The 25,503-nt window shown below is 66.0% G+C and carries 23 protein-coding genes, 1 tRNA gene and 2 pseudogenes; 12 read left to right on the top strand and 14 right to left on the bottom strand.

The genetic code is table 11. From position 1 onward, the window contains the following. Complete coding sequence (gshB, locus tag LRS08_RS07065) at positions 1 to 990, top strand: glutathione synthase (protein ID WP_260481499.1); 990 nt, start codon at positions 1 to 3, stop codon at positions 988 to 990. A 79-nt stretch (positions 991 to 1,069) separates the two neighbouring features. Next, positions 1,070 to 1,672 carry a DedA family protein gene (locus LRS08_RS07060; RefSeq protein ID WP_257844339.1) on the top strand — a complete coding sequence of 201 codons (603 nt, stop codon included), beginning with the start codon at positions 1,070 to 1,072 and terminating at the stop codon, positions 1,670 to 1,672. On the opposite strand, the gene gloB is transcribed toward LRS08_RS07060, so the two are convergent. The 5 genes from gloB to LRS08_RS07035 are packed head-to-tail and all read right to left on the bottom strand — an operon-like array spanning position 1,669 to position 5,472. Further along, a complete protein-coding gene (gene gloB, locus LRS08_RS07055) occupies positions 1,669 to 2,397 on the bottom strand; it encodes a hydroxyacylglutathione hydrolase (RefSeq protein ID WP_257844340.1) in 729 nt (242 codons plus the stop codon). The genes LRS08_RS07060 and gloB overlap by 4 nt on opposite strands. After that, positions 2,339 to 3,484: a nitronate monooxygenase family protein gene (locus LRS08_RS07050; RefSeq protein WP_260481498.1), complete on the bottom strand. Its 1,146-nt coding sequence runs from the start codon at positions 3,482 to 3,484 to the stop codon at positions 2,339 to 2,341. Before LRS08_RS07050 ends, gloB begins: the two co-directional genes overlap by 59 nt. Before the next feature lie 7 nt (positions 3,485 to 3,491). Next, positions 3,492 to 3,956 carry a VOC family protein gene (locus LRS08_RS07045; RefSeq protein WP_257844343.1) on the bottom strand — a complete coding sequence of 155 codons (465 nt, stop codon included), beginning with the start codon at positions 3,954 to 3,956 and terminating at the stop codon, positions 3,492 to 3,494. A 53-nt stretch (positions 3,957 to 4,009) separates the two neighbouring features. Beyond that, positions 4,010 to 4,753 carry a hypothetical protein gene (locus LRS08_RS07040; RefSeq protein WP_260481497.1) on the bottom strand — a complete coding sequence of 248 codons (744 nt, stop codon included), beginning with the start codon at positions 4,751 to 4,753 and terminating at the stop codon, positions 4,010 to 4,012. Next, on the bottom strand, positions 4,750 to 5,472 hold the full coding sequence (locus LRS08_RS07035) for an alpha/beta fold hydrolase (protein WP_257844345.1): 723 nt from the start codon (positions 5,470 to 5,472) through the stop codon (positions 4,750 to 4,752). Before LRS08_RS07035 ends, LRS08_RS07040 begins: the two co-directional genes overlap by 4 nt. A 73-nt stretch (positions 5,473 to 5,545) precedes the next feature. On the opposite strand from LRS08_RS07035, the gene LRS08_RS07030 reads away from it, so the two are divergent. Then, complete coding sequence (locus LRS08_RS07030) at positions 5,546 to 6,439, top strand: tyrosine recombinase XerC (RefSeq protein WP_257844346.1); 894 nt, start codon at positions 5,546 to 5,548, stop codon at positions 6,437 to 6,439. A 61-nt stretch (positions 6,440 to 6,500) separates the two neighbouring features. After that, the gene (locus LRS08_RS07025) at positions 6,501 to 7,085 is read left to right on the top strand and encodes a superoxide dismutase family protein (RefSeq protein ID WP_257844347.1); all 585 of its coding nucleotides are present in this window, start codon (positions 6,501 to 6,503) and stop codon (positions 7,083 to 7,085) included. A gap of 85 nt (positions 7,086 to 7,170) precedes the next feature. Here the strand turns inward: LRS08_RS07025 and thpR are convergent, their stop codons facing one another. Then, positions 7,171 to 7,707, bottom strand: coding sequence for an RNA 2',3'-cyclic phosphodiesterase (gene thpR / locus LRS08_RS07020; RefSeq protein ID WP_257844348.1), 537 nt, complete (start codon positions 7,705 to 7,707; stop codon positions 7,171 to 7,173). 130 nt (positions 7,708 to 7,837) lie between these two features. Here thpR and LRS08_RS07015 point away from each other — a divergent pair, with 130 nt between their 5' ends. Together LRS08_RS07015 and LRS08_RS07010 are read left to right on the top strand one after the other, a co-directional pair. Further along, positions 7,838 to 8,584, top strand: a complete 747-nt coding sequence (locus tag LRS08_RS07015) for a Bax inhibitor-1/YccA family protein (protein ID WP_257844349.1) — start codon at positions 7,838 to 7,840, stop codon at positions 8,582 to 8,584. 141 nt (positions 8,585 to 8,725) lie between these two features. Next, positions 8,726 to 8,962: a hypothetical protein gene (locus LRS08_RS07010; RefSeq protein WP_257844350.1), complete on the top strand. Its 237-nt coding sequence runs from the start codon at positions 8,726 to 8,728 to the stop codon at positions 8,960 to 8,962. A gap of 60 nt (positions 8,963 to 9,022) precedes the next feature. On the opposite strand, the gene LRS08_RS07005 is transcribed toward LRS08_RS07010, so the two are convergent. The 4 genes and pseudogenes from LRS08_RS07005 to LRS08_RS06990 all read right to left on the bottom strand — a co-directional run bounded on the left by LRS08_RS07005 (position 9,023) and on the right by LRS08_RS06990 (position 12,953). Continuing rightward, positions 9,023 to 10,336 carry an amidohydrolase gene (locus LRS08_RS07005; RefSeq protein ID WP_257844351.1) on the bottom strand — a complete coding sequence of 438 codons (1,314 nt, stop codon included), beginning with the start codon at positions 10,334 to 10,336 and terminating at the stop codon, positions 9,023 to 9,025. A 47-nt stretch (positions 10,337 to 10,383) separates the two neighbouring features. Beyond that, positions 10,384 to 10,881 (bottom strand): DUF4893 domain-containing protein, encoded by a 498-nt coding sequence (locus LRS08_RS07000; protein ID WP_260481496.1) that lies wholly within the window; start codon positions 10,879 to 10,881, stop codon positions 10,384 to 10,386. A gap of 123 nt (positions 10,882 to 11,004) precedes the next feature. Further along, positions 11,005 to 11,789, bottom strand: a pseudogene (locus tag LRS08_RS06995) (3-hydroxybutyrate dehydrogenase). Positions 11,790 to 11,804: 15 nt separating this feature from the next. Then, positions 11,805 to 12,953 (bottom strand): patatin-like phospholipase family protein, encoded by a 1,149-nt coding sequence (locus LRS08_RS06990; RefSeq protein ID WP_260481495.1) that lies wholly within the window; start codon positions 12,951 to 12,953, stop codon positions 11,805 to 11,807. Between the two features lie 107 nt (positions 12,954 to 13,060). Here LRS08_RS06990 and LRS08_RS06985 point away from each other — a divergent pair. Then, positions 13,061 to 13,950 (top strand): annotated as a pseudogene (locus LRS08_RS06985) (neutral zinc metallopeptidase). A 10-nt stretch (positions 13,951 to 13,960) separates the two neighbouring features. Beyond that, the gene (locus LRS08_RS06980) at positions 13,961 to 14,428 is read left to right on the top strand and encodes a GreA/GreB family elongation factor (RefSeq protein WP_257844354.1); all 468 of its coding nucleotides are present in this window, start codon (positions 13,961 to 13,963) and stop codon (positions 14,426 to 14,428) included. A gap of 72 nt (positions 14,429 to 14,500) precedes the next feature. On the opposite strand, the gene LRS08_RS06975 is transcribed toward LRS08_RS06980, so the two are convergent. After that, entirely contained in the window at positions 14,501 to 15,400 is a 900-nt protein-coding gene (locus LRS08_RS06975) for a DUF2171 domain-containing protein (RefSeq protein ID WP_257844355.1), read from the bottom strand. 216 nt (positions 15,401 to 15,616) lie between these two features. On the opposite strand from LRS08_RS06975, the gene LRS08_RS06970 reads away from it, so the two are divergent. Then, positions 15,617 to 15,692 (top strand) — tRNA-Ala (locus LRS08_RS06970). 200 nt (positions 15,693 to 15,892) lie between these two features. Here LRS08_RS06970 and LRS08_RS06965 read toward each other — a convergent pair. Further along, positions 15,893 to 16,393, bottom strand: coding sequence for a helix-turn-helix domain-containing protein (locus tag LRS08_RS06965; protein ID WP_066581672.1), 501 nt, complete (start codon positions 16,391 to 16,393; stop codon positions 15,893 to 15,895). Positions 16,394 to 16,706: 313 nt separating this feature from the next. On the opposite strand from LRS08_RS06965, the gene LRS08_RS06960 reads away from it, so the two are divergent. From LRS08_RS06960 to LRS08_RS06950, 3 genes are all read left to right on the top strand, one after another. Next, positions 16,707 to 17,330 carry a GntR family transcriptional regulator gene (locus LRS08_RS06960; protein ID WP_257844356.1) on the top strand — a complete coding sequence of 208 codons (624 nt, stop codon included), beginning with the start codon at positions 16,707 to 16,709 and terminating at the stop codon, positions 17,328 to 17,330. 235 nt (positions 17,331 to 17,565) lie between these two features. After that, positions 17,566 to 18,225 (top strand): lasso peptide biosynthesis B2 protein, encoded by a 660-nt coding sequence (locus LRS08_RS06955; RefSeq protein WP_257844357.1) that lies wholly within the window; start codon positions 17,566 to 17,568, stop codon positions 18,223 to 18,225. Between the two features lie 133 nt (positions 18,226 to 18,358). Beyond that, positions 18,359 to 19,975: an asparagine synthase C-terminal domain-containing protein gene (locus LRS08_RS06950; RefSeq protein WP_257844358.1), complete on the top strand. Its 1,617-nt coding sequence runs from the start codon at positions 18,359 to 18,361 to the stop codon at positions 19,973 to 19,975. Here LRS08_RS06950 and LRS08_RS06945 read toward each other — a convergent pair. Continuing rightward, entirely contained in the window at positions 19,957 to 22,365 is a 2,409-nt protein-coding gene (locus LRS08_RS06945; protein ID WP_257844359.1) for a prolyl oligopeptidase family serine peptidase, read from the bottom strand. The two genes, LRS08_RS06950 and LRS08_RS06945, sit on opposite strands and share 19 nt — an antisense overlap. 42 nt (positions 22,366 to 22,407) lie before the next feature. Continuing rightward, complete coding sequence (locus tag LRS08_RS06940; RefSeq protein ID WP_260481494.1) at positions 22,408 to 25,452, bottom strand: TonB-dependent receptor domain-containing protein; 3,045 nt, start codon at positions 25,450 to 25,452, stop codon at positions 22,408 to 22,410. Positions 25,453 to 25,503: the final 51 nt, after the last annotated feature.

Raw genomic sequence — 25,503 nt, 5'->3', positions numbered from 1 at the left:
ATGCCCCTCACCGTCGCCGTGCAGATGGACCCGCTTGCCTCGATCAATATCGCGGGCGATTCGACCTTTGCGCTGATGCTGTCGGCGCAGGCGCGCGGGCATCGGCTGTTCCACTATGCGCCCGAAGCGCTGAACTATGCCGATGGGCGGGTGTGGGCGAAGGCGCACCCGGTGACGGTGCAGCGGGTCGCGGGGAATCATTTCGAGTTCGGTGAGCCGGTGTCGCTCGATCTGGGCGAAGAGGTCGATGTCGTGCTGATGCGACAGGATCCGCCGTTCGACCTCGGCTATATCACCGCGACGCATCTGCTCGAGCGGATTTCCGACAAGACTTTGGTGGTCAACGATCCCGCCAGCGTGCGCAATGCGCCCGAGAAGGTCTGGGTGCTCGATTTCGCGCGCTTCATGCCGCCGACCTTGATTACGCGCGACTATGACGAGGCGAAGGCGTTTCTGGCGAAGCATGGCGCGATCGTGGTCAAGCCGCTGCATGGCAATGGCGGCAAGGCGATCTTCAAGATCGACGCCGACGGCGCGAACCTGTCGTCGCTGATCGAGGTGTTCAACACCGCCTATCGCGAGCCGCATATGGTGCAGGCGTTCCTTCCCGATGTGGCGAAGGGCGACAAGCGCATCGTGCTGGTCGATGGCGAGGTGGCGGGCGCGGTCAACCGCGTGCCGGGCGAGGGCGAAATCCGGTCGAACCTGGCGGTCGGCGGGACCGCAGCGAAGACCGAACTGACCGCGAAGGAAGCCGAGATTTGCGCGGCGCTGGGGCCGGAGCTCAAACGGCGCGGTCTGATCTTTGTCGGGATCGACGTGATCGGCGGCGAATGGCTGACCGAGATCAACGTGACGTCGCCGACGGGGATCGTGGCGATCGACCGGTTCAACGGGACCGATACCGCCGCGATGATCTGGGACGCGATTGAGCGTCGGGTGGCGCATCTCCCCTCCCGCTTGCGGGAGGGGTCGGGGGAGGGCCTGTAACCTCCTGCGTTTCGCCTTTGGACAGACCCTCCCCTAGCCCCTCCCGCAAGCGGGAGGGGGACTTGAGCGTTATCCCCTTATGACCGAGTTCATCCTCAACCTGATCGCCTGGGGCGGCTATGTCGGGATCTTCATCCTGATGACGCTCGAGAATGTGTTTCCGCCGATCCCGTCCGAGGTCATCATGGGCTTTGGCGGGATGGCGGTGGCGCGCGGCGACATGGACATGACGCCGTTGCTGATCGTCGCGACGCTGGGGACGACGCTGGGCAACATGTTCTGGTACGGCGTGGGGCGCTGGATCGGGATTGAGCGCATCCGGCCGTTCGTCGAGCGGCACGGGCGCTGGCTGACGCTGACCTGGGAAGATGTCGAGAAGCTCGACCGCTTCTTTAACCGGCACGGGCTGTGGGTGGTGTTCGTGTTCCGCTTCTTTCCCACCTTCCGCACGATGATCTCGCTGCCCGCAGGGATGGCAAAGATGGGGATTCCGCGCTTTCTGGCGGCGACATTCATCGGCAGCGCGATCTGGAACGCCGTGCTGGCCTATGCCGGGCTGCTGCTGGGGTCGCAGTTCCAGCAGCTGCAGGTTTATGTCGGTCCGGTCGCGATCGGCACCTCTGTGGTGGCGGCGGCAATCTGGGCCTATCGCGTCGTGACCTGGAACCGGCGGACGCGCTAGCCGCGAAAGCTGTCCTTCGCCGCACGGCGTTCGGCCAGCTCTTCCACGGATGATGCACGCATGAAGGGGTTGGTCGCCCGTTCAAGCGCGATGCTGGTCGGGACGGTGGGGAGGCCCTGCGCGCGCATCGCATCGACCTCAGCCATCCGCGCGATCAGCGCCGCATTGTCCGGCTCCGCGACCAGCGCATAGCGGCCGTTGGACTGGGTATATTCATGCGCGCAATAGACCGTCGTGTCGCCCGGGAGCGCGGCGAGCCGCTGCATATTGGCGAACATCTGCGCCGCTGTTCCTTCGAACAGACGGCCACAGCCCATTGCGAACAAGGTATCGCCGACGAAGACGATCTCCGCCTCGGGCAGGTGGTAGGCGATATGGCCGGCGGTGTGGGCGGGGACGTCGATCACCTCCGCCTGGAACGTGCCGAGCATCACCATGTCGCCCTCTGCCACCAGCCGGTCGGCGGTGGGGATCTTCGCGGATTCGGCGGCGGGGGCGATCACGGTGCAGCCGGTGGCGGCCTTGATCGCGGCGTTGCCGCCGGTGTGGTCGGGGTGCCAGTGGGTGTTCCAGATCGCGGTGATCGTCCAGCCCCGCGCGGCTGCCCCTTCCAGCACCGGGTCGGCGGCGGCGGGGTCGACGACGATGGTTTCGCCCGAGGCCGGGTCATGCGCCATCCAGATATAGTTGTCGCTTAACGCTGGGATGCGGACCACTTCGATCATCGGACTCTCCTAGCAGTTCGAAAAGTTCCCGCGCCAGCCGTTCGGTGAGCGCCTGTGCGCCTTCGGGAGGCTCGCCGGGGAGCGGGGCGCCGAGCGACGCGGCCTGTCCGGTCCAGAGCGGGGAATAGTCGCCACGCCCGTCCGCCTCGGCCATGCGGCGCAGTTCGGCGAGCGCGGCGGAGGCATAGGGGAAGCGCGGGGCGGCAGGATGCACCGGCCCGATTTCGTCGATCAGCGCGTTGCGTATCCCGCGCGCGAGTCCGCCGGAGAAGAGGTTGGTGACGACCGTCTCGCCGCTGCGCAGCGCTGCGCGATGGGCGGGGGAGATCGTCGCCTCGGCCGTGTGAAGATAGGCGGTGCCGAGCTGGACTGCGCCTGCGCCCAACTGAAGTACTGCTGCGATACCCGCCGCATCCGCGATGCCTCCCGCAGCGATCGCAGGAACGAGCGGCAGATCGGCATCGAGCGCGACCTGCCGTACCAGCGCCAGCGTCCCCTCGGGGCGGTAGCCGTCGAGGAAATGGCCGGCATGGCCACCGGCTTCGAACCCCTGCGCGATGACCAGATCGACCTGATCGGTCAGGGCGCGGGCCTCGGCGCGCGTGGTGGCGTTACCGACAATCAGCGCGCCAGCGCGGCGGACCCGATCCAGCAGGGCGGGTTCCGGGAGACCGAAATGGAAGCTGACGATCTCGGGCCGCACTTCCTCGACCACGCGGCACATCGCATCGTCGAACGGCGTGCGCAGCGGAGGCGGGGTTTCGGGCGGGCCGACGCCTTCCTTGTCATAGAAGGGCTGGAGCAGCGCGCGCCACGCGCTCTCATTGGGCGGGTCGCCGAGCACGTGGCAGAAGAAGTTGAGGTTGAGCGGGCCGTCCGCCTGCGCGCGCACCTGCGCCACTTGCTCGTGCACCTGATCCGGCGTCAGCATCGCGCAGGGGAGCGACCCGACCGCGCCGCCGCGGATCGCGGCAGCGGCGAGCGCGACTCCGCCAGCGCCCGCCATCGGTGCCTGGATGATCGGTACTTGCGCACCGGTCAGCCTGAAAAATTCCCGGACGGGCCAGCCATGAAGGATGCCCGTCATCGGTAGCTCACCACACCCCGGTGTTCGGCATCGACGCCCAGGGTTCGGCGGGTTCGAGATGGCCGGCCTGCAGCAGCTCGACCGAGATGCCGTCGGGGCTGCGCACGAACGCCATATGGCCGTCGCGCGGCGGGCGGTTGATGGTGACGCCGGCGTCCATCAGTCGCTGGCACGTCTCGTAGATATTCTCGGCCCGATAGGCGAGGTGGCCGAAATTACGACCGCCGGTGTAGACCTCGGGCGGGCTGCCGTCCTCGGGCGGCCAGTTATAGGTGAGTTCCACCTCGGCGCGCGGGCGGCCATCGGCTTCGGACGTGTCGGCTTCGATATCGCCCGGCGCGGCCATGAAGATCAGCGTGAAGCGACCCTTCTCGCTCTCCATCCGCCGGGTCTCCTTCAGGCCGAGGAGTTCGAAGAAGCGGATCGAGGCTTCGGGATCGGTCACCCGGATCATGGTGTGGAGGTAATGCATGGGACTTCCCTGTCGCTGGTTCGCGCCAGAGATAGGGATGCGGGGCCTGGTTTCTATTCCTGCTCGGCAAATTGTTGGAGCGCGGCGCGCGCAGATGCGCCGATCGGGCTGTCCGGAGCGAGTTGCGCGGCGCGGGTCCAGGCGGCCTTTGCCCCCGCCTCGTCGCGCGCGACTGCGGCGATATTCCCCGCCTCCAGCTGGACCGAGGCATCGTCGCCGGCCATCTCCAGCGCCCTGGCGATATGGTCGCGGGCGAGCGGGATATTGCCGGTGCGGCGCGCGAGATTGGCGGAGAGCAGCCAGGCCATCGGGTCCTTCGCGGCATGGACCAGCGCCTTGTCGAGATCGCCGCGCGCGCCGGCAAGGTCGCCCGATGCGACGAGGGCGCGGGCGCGGTCGAGGTGCGCCTCGCCGCGTTCCAGTCCTTCGAGTGTGCCGGTCGCCAGCGCTGCATCGAGCGCGGAGCGCGCCTTGGCGGCCTCGCCCGCAGCGAGCCAGGCATTGCCCGCCTGAGCCCAATATTTCGACGCCCGGCGGTCGCGCGCGACTTCGGCCTCGCGCGCGGCGGTTTCGAACGCGCCGCCAGCGCTGACCCAGCGCTGTTGCCGGGTATAGGCCATCCCGCGGCATTGCTCGGCGAGGAAACGCCCCCCCGACAGCCGCCAGCGATCCGCCTCGGCGATGCCCTGCACGGGATTGTCCACGGCGAGTTCGACGCAGCGTTCCCAGCGCTGCTCCTCGGGCGAGGGTGGTCCGGCGACAGTCTGGGCGGCGGAAGCGAGGAGCAGGAACATCATGGCGTAGCGAGTAGATCCTCAAGGGTGCGCAGGATCAGGGCAATGTCCTGCGGGCGCGACAGGCGGTGGTCGCCGTCCTTGACCAGAATTGTCTGCACATCGTCTGAACGGAGGAGACCGGCGAGGGTGACGCTGCGTTCCCACGGGACGTCGGGGTCGCGCTGGCCGTGGATCAGCCGGGCGGGGATGGACAGGTCGATGGGGCCATGCATCAGCCGGTTCGCCTCGCCCGACGACCAGAAGGCGCGGGTAGTGATCGTCGGTTCCGGAGCATATTCGGAGGGCTGTTCGAGGCGCCCTTCATTGAGCAGCGTCATCTTCTGCGCCTGGGTGAACCCCCAGTCGGTGAAATCGGGGGCGGCGGCGATGCCGACCAGCCCGACGACGCGGTCGGGCCGTGCCCTGGCGACGAGCAGCATGATCCACCCGCCCATCGACGACCCGACCAGGATGATCGGTCCATCGATCAGGCGGTCGATAAGCAGCAGCACATCGTCGCGCCAGCTGGCGAGCGTCTGATCCTCGAACGCGCCTTCGCTGTCGCCACATCCGGCATAGTCGAAGCGGAGGAAGGCGCGGCCGGTGGATTGCGCCCATGCCTCGATCGCCACCGCCTTGCTCCCGCTCATGTCGGAGGCATAGCCCGGCAGGAAGACGATGGTCGGCCCGGTGCCGGGGCTGTGGTGAAAGGCGAGGCGGTGGCCGGCGGCGTTGATCATGGGGAGGGTCTTAGGGACAAAATCGCGCCGATTGAACCATGACGCGCGACGCGGGGGCGGTTAGGTTGCCGTGATGGACGACAAGCCATTGCCTTTGCTGTTCGGTGCGCATCTCGCGCGGGATCGGCGGCGGTCGGCGCATACGGTGCGGGCCTATGAGGCGACGGCGGTGCGGTTGATGACGTTTCTGTCGGGGCATTGGGGCGGGGCGGTGGATCGCGCGGGGCTGGCCAAGGTGAGCGCCGCCGACCTGCGCGCCTATCTGGCGCATCGCCGCACTGACGGGATCGGCAATGCCAGCGCCGCGCGGGAGCTGTCGGCGGTGCGCGCGTTTCTGAGCTTTGCGGCGGGCGCGGAGGCGGAGCTGCCCCGGCTGCGCGGGCCGCGGGTGCGCAAGGGGGTGCCGCGCCCGGTTTCGCCCGACGAGGCGGTGGCGCTGGCCGAGGAAGTCGCGGACGAGGCGCGCGAGCCGTGGATCGCGGCGCGCGACTTGGCGGTGCTGCTGCTGCTCTATGGCGCGGGACTTCGAATTGGCGAGGCGATGGGGCTGACGGGCGCGGCGCTCCCGCTTGGCGAGACGCTGCGCGTCACGGGCAAGCGCGACAAGGTGCGGATCGTGCCGCTATTGCCGCAGGTGCGCGCGGCGGTGGAGGATTATGTGCGACTCTGCCCCTATGGGACCGCGAGCGCCGCGCCGCTGTTCCGCGGTGCGCGGGGCGGGCCGCTCGATCCGGCGCTGGTGCGGCGCGCGGTGCGCGCGGCGCGGGTGCGGCTGGGGCTGCCCGAACGCACCACGCCGCACGCGCTGCGCCACAGCTTTGCGACGCATCTGCTCGGGCGTGGAGCGGACCTGCGCGCCTTGCAGGAACTGCTCGGCCATGCCAGCCTGAGCTCGACGCAAATCTACACGGCGGTCGATGCCGCGCATCTGCTCGACGTCTACCGTAACGCCCATCCGCGGGCGTGAAGCGGAACCCTTTACCCGCTCGCTCATTGGCGACGCGAGCCTTTGCAACAGGAGACCAAGGATGATCCGGACCGGCTGCGCGATTGCCGCGCTGATGCTGACCGCTGCGTGCGGCGGCGCGGAGACGACCAACACCGCAATGCCCGCAAACGACACGATGATGTCGGGCAATGAAGTGCTGCCGGTCGAAAATGGCAGCGCCACCGCCGAGAGCGCCACCGCGACGCTGACCAAGGCGGACGGCAGCGCGGCGGGCAGCGCGGTGGCGACCACCACCGCCGATGGACTGGCGGTCACCGTGTCGGTCACCGGGATCACGCCGGGCGAGCATGGCGTGCATGTCCATATGACCGGAAAATGCGATGCGCCGGGATTCACCACTGCGGGCGGCCACTGGAATCCTGAGTCGACCCAGCACGGCCTCGACAATCCGCAGGGCGCGCATGCCGGCGACATGCCGAACCTGACCGTCGCGGACGACGGCAGCGGCACGCTGAGCTTCACGCTGCGCTCGGGCACGATGGCGCAGCTGCTCGATGCCGATGGCTCGGCGTTCGTGGTCCATGCCGGCAAGGACGACCAGAAAACCGATCCGTCGGGCGACAGCGGCGACCGCGTCGCATGCGGCGTGTTCGCGGCGGGGTAACGGGCCGGTGCTCCTGCTCAGGCAGGAGCACCGGGGTTGCGACGCCAATCGCATGTGACTCTGGGCTCCTGCCTGCGCAGGAGCTCTAGGCGGTCAGCGCGTAGCGCTCGACCGGTTCGTAGCTCGCGCCCCCATGGCCGAGGCGGCTTTCGTAGAGGGCCATGTGATCGACGGTGAACTCCGGGCTGGTCAGCGCGGCGTGGCGGGCGAGAAAGCCGTCGACCGGTCCCGCCGATCCGGCGAGGCGGGCGAGCGTGATGTGCGGGACATAGGCGCGGTGCTCGGGTTCGAGGCCGATGCGGATCATCGCGCGGTCGATCTTCTTGTGCAGGGTCGCGAGCGCATCGCGCGGGGCGACCCCGGCCCAGAGCGCATTGGGACGCCCCTTGGTGTCGAATGTGCCGCAGCCGTCGAGCCGGAGCGGGGGAAGGTCGAACCGGATCGCCGACAGCGCGGTTGCGACGTCCTCGGCGGTGCGGCGATCGACTTCGCCGATATAGCGCAGCGTGATGTGGAGCTGGTCGTCGCCCTGCCAGCGCGCGCCCTCGACCCCATCCATCAGGTCGGTGAGGCGGTCACGAATCGCGGGTGGCGGGCGCAATGCGACGAACAGACGGTGCATCGCGCGGGCATTAACCCATTTCGTCAGACGCCGCGATGCCGGTTTTCCTTGAATCTCGTCGGCAGAACCATGATATTCGATAACATCCGGGCGGCCGATCATCTGAGACCGCCGGGCAAAGGAGTTTGAGATGGCTAACTGGTCTGACCCCCAAACGACCGCCGCGCCGTACGCGACGGCCGCAGGTACGCGCGATGCCGCGTATGATGCGGGGCTGCGGTCCTACATGCTTTCGGTCTACAACTATATGGCCTCGGGCGTGCTGCTCAGCGGCATCGTCGCGCTCATGTTCGCATGGGGCGGCGAGCAGTCGATGGCCTATTCGGTCTTTGCCAATGGCGGGCCGCTCGCCTGGCTGATCATCCTGTCGCCGCTGGCGATCGTGTTCGCAATGAGCTTCGGCCAGAACAAGATGTCGACCGGCACGCTGCAGGTTCTGTTCTGGAGCTTCGCGGTGCTGATGGGCCTGTCGCTCTCGACGCTGCTGCTGCGCTACACCGGCACGTCGGTCGCGCAGGCGTTCTTCGCGACGGCGGCGGGTTTTGTGGGCCTCAGCCTCTATGGCTATACCACCAAGCGTGACCTGACCGGGTTCGGCAGCTTCCTGATCGTCGGCCTGATCGGCATCATCGTCGCGTCGATCATCAACATCTTTACCCAGTCGAGCATGATGGCGCTGATCATCAGCATCGCGGGTGTGCTGATCTTCGCGGGCCTGACCGCCTATGACACGCAGCGGATCAAGAGCATGTACGCCTATGTCGCGGGCACCGACATGGTCGGCAAGGTCGTGATCATGAGCGCGCTGAGCCTGTATCTGGACTTCATCAACATGTTCCAGTTCATCCTCAGCATCTTCGGCACGTCGCGCGACTGATCGCTGCGACAGGCTTGGGAAATCGGGAAGGCCCGGCCAGCGATGGCCGGGCCTTTCTGCGTTGCGCCATCAGCGTTTCGGAGGCGGAACGCGAATCGCCCGGCGCGCGTTTTCGACGTCCACCCCTTTGGGAGCAGGACAATGGAAGACGACAAGAAGCGCGGTGACGCCGGGACCGACGAGAGTATCGCCGAACGGCTCGAGAAGAATCCGGAGAGCAAACAGGCGCGGCTCGATCGCGCGCTGGATGAATCGATGGATGCTTCGGACCCGCCTGCGACGACGCAGCCGGTGCATTCGCACCATGCGCCACCCTCGACTGGCTATGATGCCGAGAAGGAGGCGGAGCTGGCCAAGAAGAAGGCCGAGGCGGAATAGCGCTAGTTACGGAGCGATTCAGATTTGGCTCTGGGCTCCTGCCTTCGCAGGAGCGCCGGGTCAGCGTTTCATCACATCCAGCGCCGCTGCGGTCATTGCTTCCGCAGCGGTGCCGACCACCTTTTCGGCATCGGGCGCCCATTTCGGGCTGTGGAGCGAAGGGAGACCTGCGCCGCCATTGGCCTGCGCCTTGTCCCATGCGTCCTGCGGGACGCCGCCCACCCAGTAGATCACGCTCTGCACAGAAGGATCGGCGATCGCGTAGCGGCCGAAGTCCTCGCCCGCCATGGTCGGGGCGATGTCCTGAACGCGGTCCTCGCCGAAGCGGGTCGTGAACAGCGTCCTGAGCTGGCCCGCGAAGCCGGGGCTGCTGACCGCCGGCGGCGTGAAGGGTTCGCGTATCGTCACCACCGGCATCCGGTCCTCGGGCACGCCCGCCGCGATTGCCTCGCCCTTGGCGATCCGCGCGATGCCGTCGAGCAATTGCTTGCGCACCTGCGGCGTATAGGCGCGGACGGTGAGCAGGAGCAGTGCCTGATCCGGAATGATGTTGTGCCGCGTCCCGCCCTGAAAGCTGCCGACCGTGACCACGGCGGAATCGAGCGGGTCGATCTCACGCGCGACCAAAGTCTGGAGCGCGGAGACGATTCGCGCGCCGAGGACGATCGGATCCTTGGTCGTCGCGGGATAGGCACCATGACCGCCGACGCCCCTCACCACGATATCGACCGAATCGACGCTGGCGAAGGTCGGGCCGCTGCGGATGCCGATCGTGCCTGCGGGCAGCGCGGCGCTGTTGTGGAAGGCAATCGCGTGGGTCGGCTTGGGGAAGCGGGTGTAGAGCCCGTCCTTGAGCATCGCGAGCGCGCCTGCGCTGCTCTCCTCGGCCGGCTGGGCGATCATCACCAAAGTCCCACGCCACTGGTCCTTCATCGCGGCCAGATTGCGCAACGTCCCGACCCATGCGGTCATGTGCGTGTCGTGGGCGCAGGCGTGCATCACGCCGCTCTCGACCCCCTCCGGGGTGCGCGTGCGGACCTTCGATGCGAAAGGCAGCCCGGTTTCCTCGGTGACCGGAAGCCCGTCCATGTCGGCGCGGATCATCACCACTGGCCCGTCGCCATTCTTCAGGACAGCAACGACGCCGGTCCCGCCGACCTGTTCGGTGACGGTGTAGCCCGCCTTGCGCGCCTCGGCGGCGAGCTTGGCGGCTGTCTTCACCTCAGCAAGGCTGATCTCGGGATTGGCATGCAGGTCGCGGTAGAGCGCCATCAGCGACGGTAACTCGCGTGCCGTAGCATCCCGCACGCTGTCGGCGGCGGCGGGAAGGGCGAGCGCGAAGGTCGCGGTTGCGGTGGCGAGGAACGTCTTCATGGCGATACCCTAACCCGGCACGGCCGCGACGCAACGACCAAGAACGACTAGCCCGCCGGGACCATCTCGATCACGTCGAGCTGCGATTCGAAATTGGGGTAAGGCAGCACCAGCCGCCAGCGGCCGATCGCGACGCGCTCGACATAGCCCGCCATGTCCCGCTTGCGGTCAAGGCTGTAGGCGAGCGCGGTGGTTTCGTCGCCGAGTTCGAGCGTGCCGAGGAAGATCACCCGCGCATCGGTTTCGGCGTAGAGCGTGCCTGACGGCCGCTGATCACCCTCCAGCACCGCGAAGACCGGCATTTCGCCCTCTCGACCGACGCGGCAGCGGACCCAGGGGCGTTCGGCAAAAACGCGCAACTCGGGACGTATCGCGCCCAGCTTGAACGTGCGGCAGCGATAGTCGCCTGCAGGCGGCATGGCGTTGGCCATCGCCCGGTCTGGTTCGAACAAGGCGCCTTCGCGAGCGATCGCCCCGCCATCGGCCGTGCGCGCGGCGGGGGAGCGCTTCGACCCATGCCTTGCGCCAGTTGCGCAGCCGCTCACGGTCCTGATCGGTGGTGACCGCGCGCCAGCGGGTTTCAGGCGCGGTTTCGACGAGGCTGAGTCCGTCCTTTGCACAGGCGGACAGCGCCAGGCCGAGAACGAGCGCGAGGAGGGCGGGGCGGGTCATGCCGCGGTCCACCCGCCGTCCATCGAATAGTTCGCGCCGGTGATCGAGCGCGCTTCGTCGCGGCACAGGAAGGTCGCGAGCGCGGCGATCTCGTCCGGCTGGACGAATTGCTTGGTCGGCTGGGCGGCGAGCAGGACGTCGTTGATCACCTGCTCGCGGGTCAGGCCGCGCGAGGCCATTGTGTCGGGGATCTGGTTCTCGACCAGCGGCGTCCAGACATAGCCGGGTGAGATGCAGTTGACGGTGATGCCGTCGGTCGCGGTTTCCAGCGCGATCGTCTTGGTGATCCCGGCGACACCATGCTTGGCGGCGACATAGGCCGACTTGTTGGGGCTGGCGACCAGGCTGTGGGCCGAGGCGGTGTTGATGATACGGCCCCATTTCGCCGCCTTCATGTGCGGCACGGCGGCGCGCATCATGTGCCACGCCGAGGACAGGTTGATCGCGATGATCGCATCCCATTTCTCGGGGGAAAGTCCTCGATCTTCGCGACATGCTGGATGCCGGCATTGTTGACGATGATGTCGGGACCGCCGAGTTCGGCATGGCAGCGTTCGACCATCGCATAGATCGCGTCGGGCTTGCTCATGTCGGCAGCGTCATAGAGCGCCATCGCCCCGCTGATCCCCGCAAGGCTCGCGCGCTCGGTTTCGATCGCATCCGCGTCGCCGAACCCGTTGATCATCACGCTCGCGCCCTCTGCTGCCAACGCCTTGGCGATGGCCAGGCCGATCCCGGAGGTGGAGCCGGTGACGATGGCGGACTTGCCCTTGAGGAACATGGCGAAAACTCCCGGTTAGCGTCTGGTCAGGTCGAAGGCGGCGGTGCGGCCGTCGGCGATGTTGCTGGCGATCAGGCGCGCATTGGCCATGGTGCGCGCGACATCGTCGCGGCCTGCCTGCCAATGTTCGCGCATCGAGCGCGCTGAGAATTCGAAGTCGCGACTGCCGCCCTCCCACGCATTGGCGCGGTAGATGAGGTGGACGAGCGCGACCGGCTGTTCGTCGGCGGCGGCGCGCAATGCGGCGACATCGGGGTCGTCGGCGAGGTTGTCGGGCAGTTTGGCGAGGACCTTGCGGATCATCTCGCGCTCCTTGCGCAGCTTCAGCCGTTCGTCGCTGACCTGACGGGTACGGCTGGAAAATCGAATCTCCTTTTCGCGTGCCATCACGTCGGTGATCGTGTGCGGCATCGGCGCGGCGGCGGAGAAGAGGTCGACCTGAAACACCAGCATCGCGGTGTTCTGGTGATCGAGGACGTGGATCAGCGGCGTGTTGGAGACGAGGCCGCCGTCCCAGTAATATCTACCGTCGATCTCGACCGGGGGCAGGCCGGGGGGCAGTGCGCCCGATGCCATGATGTGCCGCGCGTCGATCCGGTCCTGCGTCGTGTCGAAATAGCGGAAATTGCCGCTTTCGATCTCGACCGCGCCGACCGACAGGCGGACCGGGCCGGTGTTGAGCAGGTCCCAGTCGACCAGCGAATCCAGCGTCTCGCGCAACGCGGCGGTGTCGTAGAAGCTGAGCGCGGCGCAGCTGCCCGGCGTGGCGAAGAGCGGCGGAAGCGGGCGCGGGTGGAAGAAACCGGGCACGCCCTGTGCCAGCACGGCGGCGGCGGACCATTCATGGACCAGCTCGCGCACTTGGTCCTGCGGGAAGATCGGGAAACTGGGCAGGCCGCTGGTCACCCTATCCCAGAATGCCTCAAGTCGCTCGACCCGGCGTTCGGGCGGATTGCCCGCGACGATCGCGGCGTTGACCGCGCCGATCGAAATGCCGGCGACCCAGTCGGGGGCGATGTCCGCCGCCGCCAGCGCCTCGATCACTCCGGCCTGATAGCTGCCCAGCGCGCCGCCGCCCTGAAGCACCAAAGCGACGCAGCCGGGGAGCGGGAGCGGCGCGTCGCTGCCCATGTTCCTGCGGCGTTGCGGATCGGCGTCGGCCATGGCGCACATGTGGTGCAACGCAGCGCGAAGGGCAATGCGGGATTATGCATGCAACGTCCGTCCGCTTCGGGCATTGTCGCGGAGTAGCAACGAAAAGGGGATGGGCCATGCGGCTCGACGATCTCGATCCCAGCGACAATGTCCGCGACCTCGGCTCCGGTGGTGGCGGGTTCGGCGGGGGCGGGGGCAACATCCTGTTCGCGTTGTTGCCGATGCTGCTGGGCAGCCGGCTGGGCTGTGGCACGATCGCGCTGATCGGCATCGGCGCGGCGATCTTTATGGCCGTCGGTGGGGGCGGGGCGTTGTTGACCGGTGGGGGCACCACCGGCAGCGGCGGGCAGCAGGTGACGCAGCAAAAGGCATGCGACACGCCCGAGGAGCTGCAGGCGTGCCGGGTGATGACCAGCACCGAACAGACCTGGACCAAACTGTTCGCCGCGGGGGGCAGCGCTATCCGGCACCGGTGCTCAATTTCTACGAAGGCGGGGTGCAGTCGGGCTGTGGGTCGGCAACCTCGGCAGCGGGGCCGTTTTACTGCCCGGCGGATCGGGGCATCTATCTCGACACCGGCTTCTTCCGCGAGCTGGCGACGCGGTTCGGCGCGGCGGGCGATTTCGCGCAGAATTACGTGATCGCGCATGAGGTCGGCCATCATATCCAGAATGTCACCGGCACGATGGAGCAGGTCCGTGCGCGCCAGGCGCGGATGAGCCAGGTCGAGGGCAATGAACTTTCGGTGCGCGTCGAGTTGCAGGCGGACTGTTTCGCCGGGGTCTGGGCGGCGCAGAATCGCGACCGACTGGAGGCGGGCGATATCGAGGAAGGGCTGCGCGCCGCCGAGGCAATCGGCGACGATACGCTGCAGCGCCAGTCGCAGGGGACGATCGTGCCGGAGAGCTTTACCCATGGCACATCGGCGCAGCGCATGAAGTGGCTGAAGCGCGGGCTGGACAGCGGCAACCCGGCCGCGTGCGACACGTTCAGCGGGCCGATTTGAGGATGAGCCGATGAGCGTCGCCTTCCGCCGCGAGAGCGACGAGGATCATAAGGAGCCCCGCTTCGAACTGCCGATTCCGGTCGGCCCCAATCCGGTGACCGAACGCGGGCGGGCGCTGATCGACCAGCGCGTGCGCGACATCGAGGCGCAGCTCGACGGGCTGGAGGGCGAGGAAGCGCGTGCCCCGCTGCTGCGCGACCTGCGCTATTGGCATACGCGCCAGACCACGGCGGAGGTTGCGCCGGTGCCGGAGCCGGGCGTGGTCGCGATCGGATCGCGCGTGCGGTTTCGCATTGATGGGCGCGAGCGGACGATCGACATTGTCGGGCATGACGAGGCCGATCCGGCGGCGGGCCGGGTCGCGTTCCAGGCGCCGCTCGCCGCCGCGATGATCGGTGCGGAGGACGGGGAAGCGGTCGATTTCAACGGGCGCAGCGAGGCAATCGAGATCGTGTCGGCTGAACCGATCCCGGCCTGAACCAAAACGGCCCGGGCGTCGCCGCCCGGGCCAAGGGTCGGGCCGGACATCCGGCCCGCCTGGGAGTTCCGGTCAATAGGTGCCGGAGAAACTGCGGTTGAGATAAGGCGTGCCGCGCGTATCGTCGCGCTCGCCGAACAGCGCACCGCTGCGGTCCTCGTCGCGCCAGGCGGCCTTAGCCTCGTCTGCGGTCTTGCGGATCGTCACCTTGTCGTCGACCGAATCGATCCAGCGCGACGGGATCGAATGGTGATGGCCACCGGCATCGGCGTCGTTCTTGGTCAGGATGATGCGATCGCCGCGCACCTTGTCGACTGTGCCGATATGCGCGCCGTCGGATCCAACGACTTCCATATGCTCGGTCACGCGGCTCAGGGAACCCCGCTGGGTCTGGCGCTCGTTGCGCCAGGCGCCGAACTCATTCTCGAACCGCGCCTGATTTTCGCGGCGATATTCGTGATAGTCGCGGTCGAGATCGTCGATCTGACGGCGACGCCAGCCATGGTAGTCCGCGTCGCGCGCACCCCAGTCATTGCCGTAGCGCGCGTCGTAGCGCGCATCCATTTCGCGGCGGCGCTCCGCGTCCTCATCACCGAACCATGAGCGGACTTCGTCGCCCGCGCGGTCAAAGAAGCCGCGATCGTCATAGCGATAGCCTTCAGGTCCGTGCTCGCGACCGCGACCGCCGCGGCCCTCGTCATACCGGTCGCGATAGCCGCGGCTGCCGCTGGTATAGCGATCGTCATGGTCACGTCCGCCACGATAGCCGCGCGCGCCATAACGATCCTCGCCACGATAGCTGCGGCCCCGCTCGTCCGGGTCGGCGGCATAATGTTCGCGCGCGCTCGACCGGTAGCGGTCGCGATCGGGATCGTAGCCATAGCCATAGCCATAGCTGGAACCGCGCGACGCACTGCGGTCGCTCACGCCCCAGTCGTTGCGGTTGTCGTTGCGATAGGGTTCGTAGCCCATCGGGTCCTCCTCATCCTGCCGGTTTCCGGGCACGCGCCATCCGCGTGCCCCACAGCAAAAAATGAATGAACAGCGGGGCTTGTTCCCGAGCATCGCGCCGACGCTGCGACGAGCGGGGGCAAGGATCGGCCCACCGGAGAACCGGTGCGATTGGCGTTGCAAAGCGGGTGGAGGAAAGCTAGACGAACCGCCGTCCGGCGCAGCCGGACGTGGAGCGGGGCTGTAGCTCAGATGGGAGAGCGCTGCAATCGCACTGCAGAGGTCAGGGGTTCGATTCCCCTCAGCTCCACCAGTCCGCCGTGTAAGGCGCTGATTTTCCACGGAAAAACCTAGCAAGGATATTGCCTCCCCACACTGTGCCCTACAAAATCGTTGGGCTCTTTGCGGAGCAGGGAATCAGCTGGTGATCTCGCCCAAGCCGCTACAGCGGCCTCTGCGCAGTGCGGAATTCGGTCCTAGCCAACGGCCAATCAGCCGTTGAAAATCCAACTTTCAGGATTTGAGACGCCAGCGAGGCTTGCTGGAATGTCGTGCGCCATCCACCTTTGAACTGTTCTCCCTGAGCCAGGTTTCGGCGAAGAGATCGCGGTTCGCGACATGGCTGTTCAAGTCCTTCACCACACGCGTGAATGCACCGATCAACGTGCCCGGCTCCAAGAATTCGATATCGTCGCCAAGCTCGTCATTCAGCTCACCCAAGGCGATCGTGAGGATCGTCGCGAGCTTGTTGTCAGCGCAACGGACGGCAAATTCATGCGACTTCAGCGGCAGCGACAGCAGAATCGCAACTGGGTCGCTATTGGTGGCTTCCGCGAACCGGACGACCTTGTCGTAGGTTATCTTGCCTCGTCCTGCCTCCAAGTGTTCGTAGGTGCGCAGTGGCATCCCGAGCTCGCGCGCCAGCTCGCTCGTCCGCATCCGCCGTGCCAGACGGATGTTCCGCAGCGCGGTTGCAAGTAGCGCGGCGTTGATCTCGTCCTGCTCGTTCTTCACGCCTAATCCTCAAACGAACCTGTAACAGTCCCAGCGTACCTTGTGCCCGCCGTCGCAGCTGCGAAACCGCGCGGACCTGCAACAACCCACAGTAGAATCCTGATTCAGGTGGATGCACCCGCTTTTTGCGGAAGGTTTTCATTTCGGGCACGATTCTTGGGCGTCGTTCGCGCGGAAACTGGCGGTGTCTGCGCACATTCGGCCGATTTTCGGCGATACGCGGTCAAGCAACACTCAAATTCTGGTTGGAAGCTGATTCGACTCGGGCCTAGCCCCTCCTTGGCCATGATCGGGTAGGGAGTTGAGCCGTATCATGAGCAAACGCCAGGCATCCTTTTCGCGCGTATATACTTCGACGAAGTCACAGCTGCGTAGCGCGAAGCTCGCGCCGGGCACACAGCTGCTGGTCAATGAATGGGCGTCCTTACACGGAGTAAGTGCTACTCCCGTGCGCGAGGCGCTCGCCAAGCTCGCCGGAGAGACCCTCGTCGAGGACCGCGAACGGCTAGGCTATTTTGTGCCGCTGCTATCGTCGATCGAGGTCGCCGGGCTCTACGAATTGCTCGAACTCTATCTCGTTCGCGCGGTCGTGCATTGGAAACGCAACTCGCGGGACAATTCGAGTGGCTTGCTGGTCACCGATTCAGATGAAGGCGATACCGCAATTCTCGTGCTGATCGCACGGCGATCAAACAACCCGCTACTGATCGAGGAGGCCCAACGCTGCCTCGATCGGTTAGCGTTTGCACGACGACAAGAAGCGGAGATTTTCGGCCCGTCCGAACAGGTGGCGAAGCTCGTCGAGGTGTGCACGCGCGGTAACACGGAAAAGCTCGCCGGCACCGTCCGCAGCTATTGTCATGCCGGACGTAATCGCGCTGACGCCGTGGCGCACGCGATGGCCGCTGGCTATCGCGAGACAATAGCCCGAAAATAGTTTGAGTAGAGAGGTGCGCCGCCGCCTTCTTGGGCTGCCGCTATGTTGCGGCAAGCAAGCATGGAGGTTGCAATGTCCGACAATCCCACCCCGCGGCTCGTCCGTGTCGGCCGGGTCAGCAGCGCCACGAAATCGGATGTCATCGTGGTGCCGCTCGAAGCCGGCAGCCAGTTCCTCGGCCGCACCGGCTGAAGGGAATGCGGGAGCGGCGCTGTGCGCCGCTCCCCTTGCCGCAATGCTCTACGGTCTTATTCCGGAGGTCCATCTTGCTGATGTGGATGGCGACATCGTGCTGATGGATACCAAGCGCAATCAGTATTTCTGCATCGCGCGTGATGCGGCCCAAACGGTGCGAGGCGAGCTTGTTGGCGGCAACCGGTTTCGCGGCGACGCTCCCCTACTCGACGAGCTTGAGGCGGCAGGTCTCTATGGCGCGCTCGATTGCGTCACTCCCTTTCGGGCTGTGCAGCATCTTGCGGAGAACGACATCTTCGGCGACGCGCCTGATCGGCTTTCCATTGGAGACGCGCTCGTACTGATGCGGGCAGCTGGACGTGCGTGGCGTCGTCTTCACGTCGGGCAGCCCGCGGGCTGGCTCGAGTTGACGCGCCGCCGCAATCGCCGCGCGTACGGTATCGCAGCGGACGCGGACCGTGTCCACACGCTCGCGCGACAAGCCTACCTGGCCCGCGCGCTGTTTCCGGGAGCGGCACGATGTCTCCCGAATTCGATGCTGCTGCTTGAGCTGCTTGCCTTGAATGGGCTTGGCGCCCGCTGGGTGTTCGGCGTGCGGACCTTTCCGTTCGCCGCCCATTGCTGGGTCGAACATGAGGGGGTGATCCTCAATGACACCGTCGACCACGTCCGTTGGTATACGCCGATCGCCGCAGCCTGAGGCGGGGCTGGTCCCGCATTATGTCGCGCTCTTCTGGATGAATCCGGAAGCTGGCGAAGCGGCCGCTGATCGTCTGGTCGCGCGCGCCGCCAAAGAAGCTACGCGCTTGAAGATTGCACGGCGCACGGCTGACATGTTGGTCCTCGGCGATGTGGTCGATCCGCGTGGTCAAGTGAACGTCGAAGGACAAGTGACGCTTATCGGCGAGATTTTCCAACGAGCGGACCGTCTCGCTGATGAAAACGAGCCCAACGGGTCAACCAGCGGCATCTGGGGCACCTTCGTCACCTTCGAGTGCCGTCCCGACGGGTCGATCGAGATCGCCCGCGATCCTAGCGGCGGGCAGCAGCTCTATTTGGCGCAAAAGGATAACATGCTCATCGCGAGCGACGCGCTTCCACGCTGGCTGCGCGAGCCCCTTGGCCTGAATGCGCGCTGCGATCTCGACCAACTCGCCGCCGCGCTCGCCGACCCCCTGCGGCTGACCTACGCCTCGCCACTACGTGGGATCCACATCGTCCCGGCTGGATGCAAGCGCGAGTGGCGCGGTGCGACGCTTGGACCGGTAGAGCCTGCCTGGCAGCCGCATCTGCTGTGCAGAACGCGACCCGGTCTTGACGCCGCAGCTGCGGGCGCGCGGCTGCGCGACGCGGTGAAGGACAGCTGCCGCGCCTTTGCGGCGCGACACGATCGGCTGACAATCGAACTCTCGGGAGGACTCGACTCTGCGATCATCCTGGGTGCCATAGCTTCTGGACCGCGTCCTCCGGAAATCAGCTGTGTCCATTTCGATGTGGGGCATTCGGGCGGCGACGAACGCGAACATGCCCGCGCCGTTGCCGAACGCTGGGGCGTGCGCCTTGTGGAGGTCAGCGCGACGGCGTCGGAATTCCGCTTCGAAGATGCGCTTCAAGCCGAGCAGCCGCTCGAGCCGGTGATCTTCGGCCTCGATCCACTGGTCGAAGGCGCGTCGCTAGGCGTCGGGCGTGCACTGGACGCGACCGCTATCTTCACCGGACAGGGCGGGGATGCGGTGTTCCTCAACTCGCCTTCGCCATGGATTGCTGTTGACCGGGCTCGTACGCAGCGGTTCGCAACCTTCGCCTCGCGCGTTCCGCTCGAGACGGCGCTTCGCGCCGGAACATCGGTCTGGCACGTCTATCGGCTGATGCTCGCCGACATTGTCTACGCACGGCGGGAAGTGTCAGCGAAGCTCCCTGGCGGCCATCTGGCCGAGCGCGCCATACGTGCTCGCCTGCAAACCGAGCACCCCTGGCTTGAGCACCTGGCCAGTCTGTCGCCTGGCCGCCGTGACCAGTTGCGCGCGATCGCCAATTGTCAGCATTTCCAAAGCCCGACCGCGCGCGCTGCTTTTACGCCGCTGCTCCATCCGCTGCTCTCTCAACCAGTGGTCGAGACCTGCCTCGCCATCCCGACCTGGCTGCTGGCCCATGGCACGATCAACCGCGCGCTTGCGCGCGAAACGTTCGGCGTGTGGCTCCCGGAAAATCTGCGCCGGCGCCGCGGGAAGGGCGATGCGTCCAACTACTACCGCCGCGCGGCCGCCGAGAACGCTGCCTTCCTGCATTGCTATCTCGGCGACGGCACACTGGTCAGCCACGGCCTGCTCAATGGGGATGCGATCCGTGCGGCGCTGCACCCAGACAGCCTGATCTGGAGCGAGGATGCGCGGCTGATCGCGACTTATGTCGCGTTCGAGGCTTGGGCGCGCTATTGGGGCTTGGGCTGAGGCTGCGCTTCCTGTTCGCGGTGTGTGGCAAGAAACGCGAAGACGCGCCGCCAATAGTCGCGGATATTGTGCGGGTTGATCAGCACATGGCCTTCGCCCGCATAGCGCGCGAGCAGAACGTCGCGGCCCGCGCGATGCAGCGCGGTGTACAGCCGCTCGGCCTGATAGGCGGGGGCATAGTCGAGCTCGCCATGCACAAGCAGCAAGGGCGCGCGAAGCTGCGGAATCGCGAAGTAAGGGCTGTTGCGCAAATAGCGTTCGGAATCCTGCCAAGGCGCAGCGCCCATGCGACCGGCTCCCATCTCGTACCAGCCAACTGACATGGTGAGCGCGAGGCCCGAGCCATTTGGATCGCTGCGCGGGTTGAACCCGCCATAGCCTGCCGCAAGATCATAGATACCGGCGGCGGCGATGCCCGCGGCGAAGCGATCACTACGTGCCAGCAGCCCCGCCACTGCGTAGCCGCCGAAGCTGTGTCCTAGCAGCAACGGCTTTGTCGTAGCGATTAGTCCGCGGCGTTGTGCTTCGTCGATCGCCGCAATGACCGGTGGCCCGAGATGCTTGAGCGGATCGGCCGGGGCGGGGGGAACAGGAATGCTTGGCTCGAGCACCGCATAGCCTTGGCCTGCGATCAAGTGGGCGTGGGTCATCATGTTGGCGCTGGCCGCGCTCGTCTCCGGGCGATTTGCCATCAGCAGCCCCGGGTAAGGCACCACTACGAGCTGCGGCGGTTGCGCAGAGGTTCGAGGCAGTGTCAGACGGTGCGTAAGCTGCGCGCCGTCGATCGCGGTCGTCGTAAGGTCGATTTCGCGCGGCGGTTGGATTGCGGCGAGATGCACGTTGATGCGATCGACCACGCGCCGACGATGACGGTCCGCCACGACGATCGCGCCGACGCCATATGCGTCTTCAGCATAGGCAAGGACGGTATCGCGGCCAAACGCGAAGACGCGATCCTTGTGATCGAGCGCAAGCGGCGATCCCAGCTGATCGCCGGCACCCTCAATGCGTGCCCGGGCCTTTCCAGTTCGCACGACCAGCGGTAGCGGCGGAATGGCGTTCATCCAGTTGCGGGTACCCCAACTGTGCGGGTCGAAGCGGATCAGCGCTTCCGGACTTCCCGCGATGGACCCGGCTATGCGGCCCTGTGCATCGACCCATCGCGCGTGCGATCCGTCGCCGATCAACGCGAGCCTGCCGTCGATCGCCAAGAGCCTCGCCGATGACGCCGACATATCGCGACTCAAGGTGACGAGGCCGTGAGGGGACGCAGCGACCCAGTCCGACCGGCGGTTCCGCTCGACGAGGGCGATCGGCGTGGAGCCCAGCCAGTGCACCGCGAGCGTCCGCGCACTTCCACCATCGATGCTGAGGCGAGGACTGATGCCCGCCGGCAAGGGTAAGCTTAACGTGCTAGTGGAGGCACTCCATCGGCGAAGGCTGCCCGACGACCAGGATTGTCCGTCGGCACGGGCATGAAACAAGAGCTCGTTCCCGATTGGACTCCAGCTCAGGAAATTCGGCAGAACATCGCAGCTTGCACAGGGCTGGGCGACCCGTCCGCTTGGCAACTCGATAACCGCCAGGCGGTGCCGGCGGGGCTCGAAGGCCTGGTCGAGCGGTACGTCCGGATCGGGCAAGATGTTGCCTGTTCGCAAGACGATCGCCACCCGCGTCCGGTCGGACGACAAGTCAAAATCGGAAATGTCGCCGCCGTATAGCTGCTGTGACGCGCCGGTGCGCAGGTCGATCAGGCGAAGCTGCCGCGCGCGGGGCGTCACGCCGATGGCAGCATATTTTCCGCTGCCGAGCACCGAAACAGTCGCTGCCATGCCGGTCTCGGCCGAATGCCAATAGGTGCTGGCGCGGCGCTGCGCGCGCGTCGGAGTGTCAAGCAGATCAGGCAGTTCGGTCCCTTCGAGGGTGACCAACAGCAACCGGTCGTCATCGAGCCAACGCGGTGCGGGGCTTGCATCGGGCAAGTCCGGTGCCACCGAGAGCCAGCGCACCGAACGCTTCGCCATATCAAGGATGCCGATGTGAAGCCGGGCCGCGTCGAGCCGGAAGATCGTGAGCTTGCGTCCCGAGGGCGAGAAGCTCCCGGCCCAATAGCCCGCATTCGGATCCTGCGCGAACAGCACGCGCGCGGGCGAGTCCGCCGCGAGATCGACGATCATCAGATTCGAGAGCAGCCGGCGCGTCATATAGTCGTAGCGATAGCTCGGAGCGCTGGCATAGGGCCGGCGGCGTTCGATGATGCCCCAGCGACCGGTGGGATCGGTCAGTACCTGCCCGTAGCTTTCTAGGTTGAGTTGATCTTCGATTTGTAACGGTCGCGCGCTGGCGACCGTGGCGACGAGGCACAGCGCCGCCGCCCACGAGCTTCGCATGGGTCTGATCCTTAAAAGAGGAGCGTGATGGCTAGCTCGTCTTCACCATCGCTTGACGACCTGGATCGACAGGATGCGGCCGAGGGGGTCGGCATTTGCCGCACCATAGCCGACGCCTGTCATCTGATCGACGAATGGCGGACGCGCATCGAGCAGGTTTTGCACGTTGAGTGAAAGTCTGAACCCGCGTTCGGCGAGCGCCTTGGGCTCGAAGCGTAGCTGAGCGTCGATCGTCGCGAACGCATCAACGCGCCGCGGCGGGCTGCCGATATCCTCAAGATAGGAATGAGTGTAGTTGAGCGTTGCTGATGCCCCCCAACCCCGCGCATCCCAACTCGCCATCGCCCGTCCGCGCCACGAGGGGGGATCCGCCAGGGTGCCTGCTTGTTCGAGCGGACGTGCGAGTGGCGTGATCTGTCGCTGATAGTCGATCATATGCGAGGCGCTGAGGCTGAACGATGCCTCGCCGTCCGGCGTGGCAAATCCGCCAGCAGCGGCGATATCGATTCCACGCACGGTCAGCTTGGTCGAGTTCACCAGTCGTGCGTCGAGAATGGCGCGAAAGAATTCAGGGGGATAAGAGTCGGGCGGCAGCAATGATCCGGGATGGTTGAGATAGTCCAGTAACAACGCGCGATCGGCTGCGCTCCCCGCCGGATTTACCCGGCGCACATAGGGGGTGTAGATCGGGTTGGTCAGCGCTTGGGTGATGTTGTCGGCTGCGGGCCGTTCGATCCGATCGCGAAAGTGCGTCTCGAAATAGCCAAGCTCGAAACGCCAACGCCGCGCGTCAGGCGGGCTATAGCGCATGCCAACGGTAAACGAGCGCGCAGTTTCGGGTTTGAGGTCGGGGTTGCCGCCGAACAGCGTCATCACCGAAAGCACAGTTCCGTCCGTATCACGCAGTGGCGAGTATGAAATCTGTAATGGGTCGCGTAGTTCGCGGATCGCTGGTGCCCGAAACGAGGTGCCGTAGCTGGCTCGCACCGTGAGGCCAACGGCCGGCTCCCATACCATCCCCACCTTGGGATTGGTGGTCTCGCCAAAGTCGCTGTAGCGCTCGTGACGCAACGCCGCCGACAGCAGCAGACGCTTGAGGCCGGCGCGCGCATTGCCCTCGCCAAACAGGGGCACTGCGAGTTCGGCGAAACCTGCCGTCACTGAGCGGTTCGCATCAGTATGATTGAACGGCCGAGGCGCGGGATCGGAGGTGAAGTTTTCGCCGTCACGCTCGAACCGGTCGCGTCGATAGGTCGCGCCGACGGCAAGCCGGACACGGCCACCCGGCAACTCCAACAAGGTGCCGTCGCCCTTGATCGTCGCTGAGGTGACTTCGCTGTCGAGCCGTGTCGCGGTCCAGCCTTGGCCGATAAAGTCGAGCACCGCCTTGGAGTTCACAGCACCATCACCAAACGGATTGAAGAATCCGTGCGTTGCCGTGCTGAACGTGGTTCCAGGGTCGTCGGATCGGGTGCCGAGTGCTTCAGCGAGATAATAGGAGTTAACATAGTCGCTGCCGCGCAACCTGCTCCGCTCTATTGAATGTGAGCTATAGGCCTCGATCTGCCAGTCGGCGAACGCATCGACGGTGACCCCTCCTGCCGCATTCCACGCCTCGATCCGCCCCTGTTGCTGGATTGGGCCCAACTCGCGCAGGAACGAATAGCCCACCAGCGTGAACGGCATGCCCGTGGGACTGACGAAATAGGGGTTGCTTGGCAGCACCTGCATCACCGATGTGCTTGCCTGCCCATTATATTCGAAATCGCGGCGGCCATAGCGTCCTTCGGCGAACAGCCTCACCCCTGGCGTGATTTCCTGCTCGATGGTTGCATAAGCGCTATGCCGTTCCTGGCGGGGTAAGGTATCGGACTGCTCACGGAAGTTCTCTAGGTTGGCGCCGGGCAGGAAGTCGCCAGGGGTGAGATTCTGACCATTTTGTTCCGGCGGCACCGCGTAGAGGGGAACGAGCGCGCCACTAGTGCTGAAACCGAGTATCGTGCCCGGATTGGACAGGAACGAACGCCAGTCAGAGCCACCGAGCGGGCGCAGGTCGGCCGACCGCGTATAATCGCGCTCCCTCGCCCGCAGCCGTTCGCGCAGCGAATACTCATAGGCGATCAACGCATGGCCACCGCCCCAGGCAGTGCCGAGCACCTGGCCAACCTGGACTTCCGAAGCGCCGCCTTGCGTTGGAACACCCGAATAGAACCGGGTCTCGCCGCCTTTGAAGCTCTTGCGCAAGATGACGTTGATCACTCCGCCGACCGCATCCGAGCCGTAGATCGCGGATGCCCCGTCGGCGAGCACCTCGATCCGCTCGACAGCCGCCAGCGGGATCATCGAGATGTCGGTGAACTCGGCTTGGCCGCCAGCACCCGCCACGCGGCGTCCATTGATGAGCGTGAGTGTCGCATCGCTACCAAGTCCGCGCAGATTGGCGCCGCTGCCCAGCCCTTCGTTGAGCGTGGTGCGATCCGAACTGGTCAGGCTGGTGTCCTCGGTGCTCGTGCCGCCGAAATTCTGTGGGAGCGCAGCGACCGCGGCACCGACCGTCGACTGGCCGGCCCGCTCGATTTCATCGCGCGAGACCGTCACCAGCGGCGAACTGCCGCCGCCCGCACCGCGAATGTTCGTCCCCGTCAGCACAATCGTCTCCGTCTCGTTTTCGGGTGCTGGGTCGGGCGATGGCGTCCGTTGTTGGGCTCGCCGCGGCGGCCGTGGGGTTGGTGTGCGCTCAGCGCGTGACTGGCGTGACGTTGCTTCGATCAGGACAAAGGCTTTGCCCGCTCGACGCACGCGAATGCCGGTATCGGCGAGAAGCAAGGCGAGCGCTCGGTCGGCGCTGTGCCGCCCTTGTAATCCTTTCGACGTGCGGTTTGCGACGAGCGCACTCGAATAGAGCAGCTGACGACGCGTCGTCTCGGCATAAGCGGCAAGCGCGCGGTCGAGCGAACCGGCCGCAATGTTGAATTCGATTGCCGTCTCGCGCGCGGCTGCCTCCGCCGGGCTGGTGAAGATCGCGGCCGCTGTAGCCGCCAGCACCCATCGCCTTGAAAGCGTATATCGGTCGTCCACTTTGATCACATCCCGCTCCCCGCTCGGCGCCGGTGTTTCCGGCGATCCGTCGCGCCGGAT

Origin of the sequence: Sphingomonas sp. J315 (assembly GCF_024666595.1) — a bacterium.
Lineage (GTDB): Bacteria > Pseudomonadota > Alphaproteobacteria > Sphingomonadales > Sphingomonadaceae > Sphingomonas.
This window is presented reverse-complemented; position numbering and strand designations above follow the sequence as displayed.

Excerpts from the sequence above, each read along its gene's own strand:
- gshB (WP_260481499.1), top strand. The coding sequence starts at position 1 with ATGCCCCTCACCGTCGCCGTGCAGATGGACCCGCTTGCCTCGATCAAT.
- LRS08_RS07060 (WP_257844339.1), top strand. The coding sequence starts at position 1,070 with ATGACCGAGTTCATCCTCAACCTGATCGCCTGGGGCGGCTATGTCGGG.
- gloB (WP_257844340.1), bottom strand. The coding sequence starts at position 2,397 with ATGATCGAAGTGGTCCGCATCCCAGCGTTAAGCGACAACTATATCTGG.
- LRS08_RS07050 (WP_260481498.1), bottom strand. The coding sequence starts at position 3,484 with ATGACGGGCATCCTTCATGGCTGGCCCGTCCGGGAATTTTTCAGGCTG.
- LRS08_RS07045 (WP_257844343.1), bottom strand. The coding sequence starts at position 3,956 with ATGCATTACCTCCACACCATGATCCGGGTGACCGATCCCGAAGCCTCG.
- LRS08_RS07040 (WP_260481497.1), bottom strand. The coding sequence starts at position 4,753 with ATGATGTTCCTGCTCCTCGCTTCCGCCGCCCAGACTGTCGCCGGACCA.
- LRS08_RS07035 (WP_257844345.1), bottom strand. The coding sequence starts at position 5,472 with ATGATCAACGCCGCCGGCCACCGCCTCGCCTTTCACCACAGCCCCGGC.
- LRS08_RS07030 (WP_257844346.1), top strand. The coding sequence starts at position 5,546 with ATGGACGACAAGCCATTGCCTTTGCTGTTCGGTGCGCATCTCGCGCGG.
- LRS08_RS07025 (WP_257844347.1), top strand. The coding sequence starts at position 6,501 with ATGATCCGGACCGGCTGCGCGATTGCCGCGCTGATGCTGACCGCTGCG.
- thpR (WP_257844348.1), bottom strand. The coding sequence starts at position 7,707 with ATGCACCGTCTGTTCGTCGCATTGCGCCCGCCACCCGCGATTCGTGAC.
- LRS08_RS07015 (WP_257844349.1), top strand. The coding sequence starts at position 7,838 with ATGGCTAACTGGTCTGACCCCCAAACGACCGCCGCGCCGTACGCGACG.
- LRS08_RS07010 (WP_257844350.1), top strand. The coding sequence starts at position 8,726 with ATGGAAGACGACAAGAAGCGCGGTGACGCCGGGACCGACGAGAGTATC.
- LRS08_RS07005 (WP_257844351.1), bottom strand. The coding sequence starts at position 10,336 with ATGAAGACGTTCCTCGCCACCGCAACCGCGACCTTCGCGCTCGCCCTT.
- LRS08_RS06990 (WP_260481495.1), bottom strand. The coding sequence starts at position 12,953 with ATGGCCGACGCCGATCCGCAACGCCGCAGGAACATGGGCAGCGACGCG.
- LRS08_RS06980 (WP_257844354.1), top strand. The coding sequence starts at position 13,961 with ATGAGCGTCGCCTTCCGCCGCGAGAGCGACGAGGATCATAAGGAGCCC.
- LRS08_RS06975 (WP_257844355.1), bottom strand. The coding sequence starts at position 15,400 with ATGGGCTACGAACCCTATCGCAACGACAACCGCAACGACTGGGGCGTG.
- LRS08_RS06960 (WP_257844356.1), top strand. The coding sequence starts at position 16,707 with ATGAGCAAACGCCAGGCATCCTTTTCGCGCGTATATACTTCGACGAAG.
- LRS08_RS06955 (WP_257844357.1), top strand. The coding sequence starts at position 17,566 with ATGCTCTACGGTCTTATTCCGGAGGTCCATCTTGCTGATGTGGATGGC.
- LRS08_RS06950 (WP_257844358.1), top strand. The coding sequence starts at position 18,359 with ATGTTGGTCCTCGGCGATGTGGTCGATCCGCGTGGTCAAGTGAACGTC.
- LRS08_RS06945 (WP_257844359.1), bottom strand. The coding sequence starts at position 22,365 with ATGCGAAGCTCGTGGGCGGCGGCGCTGTGCCTCGTCGCCACGGTCGCC.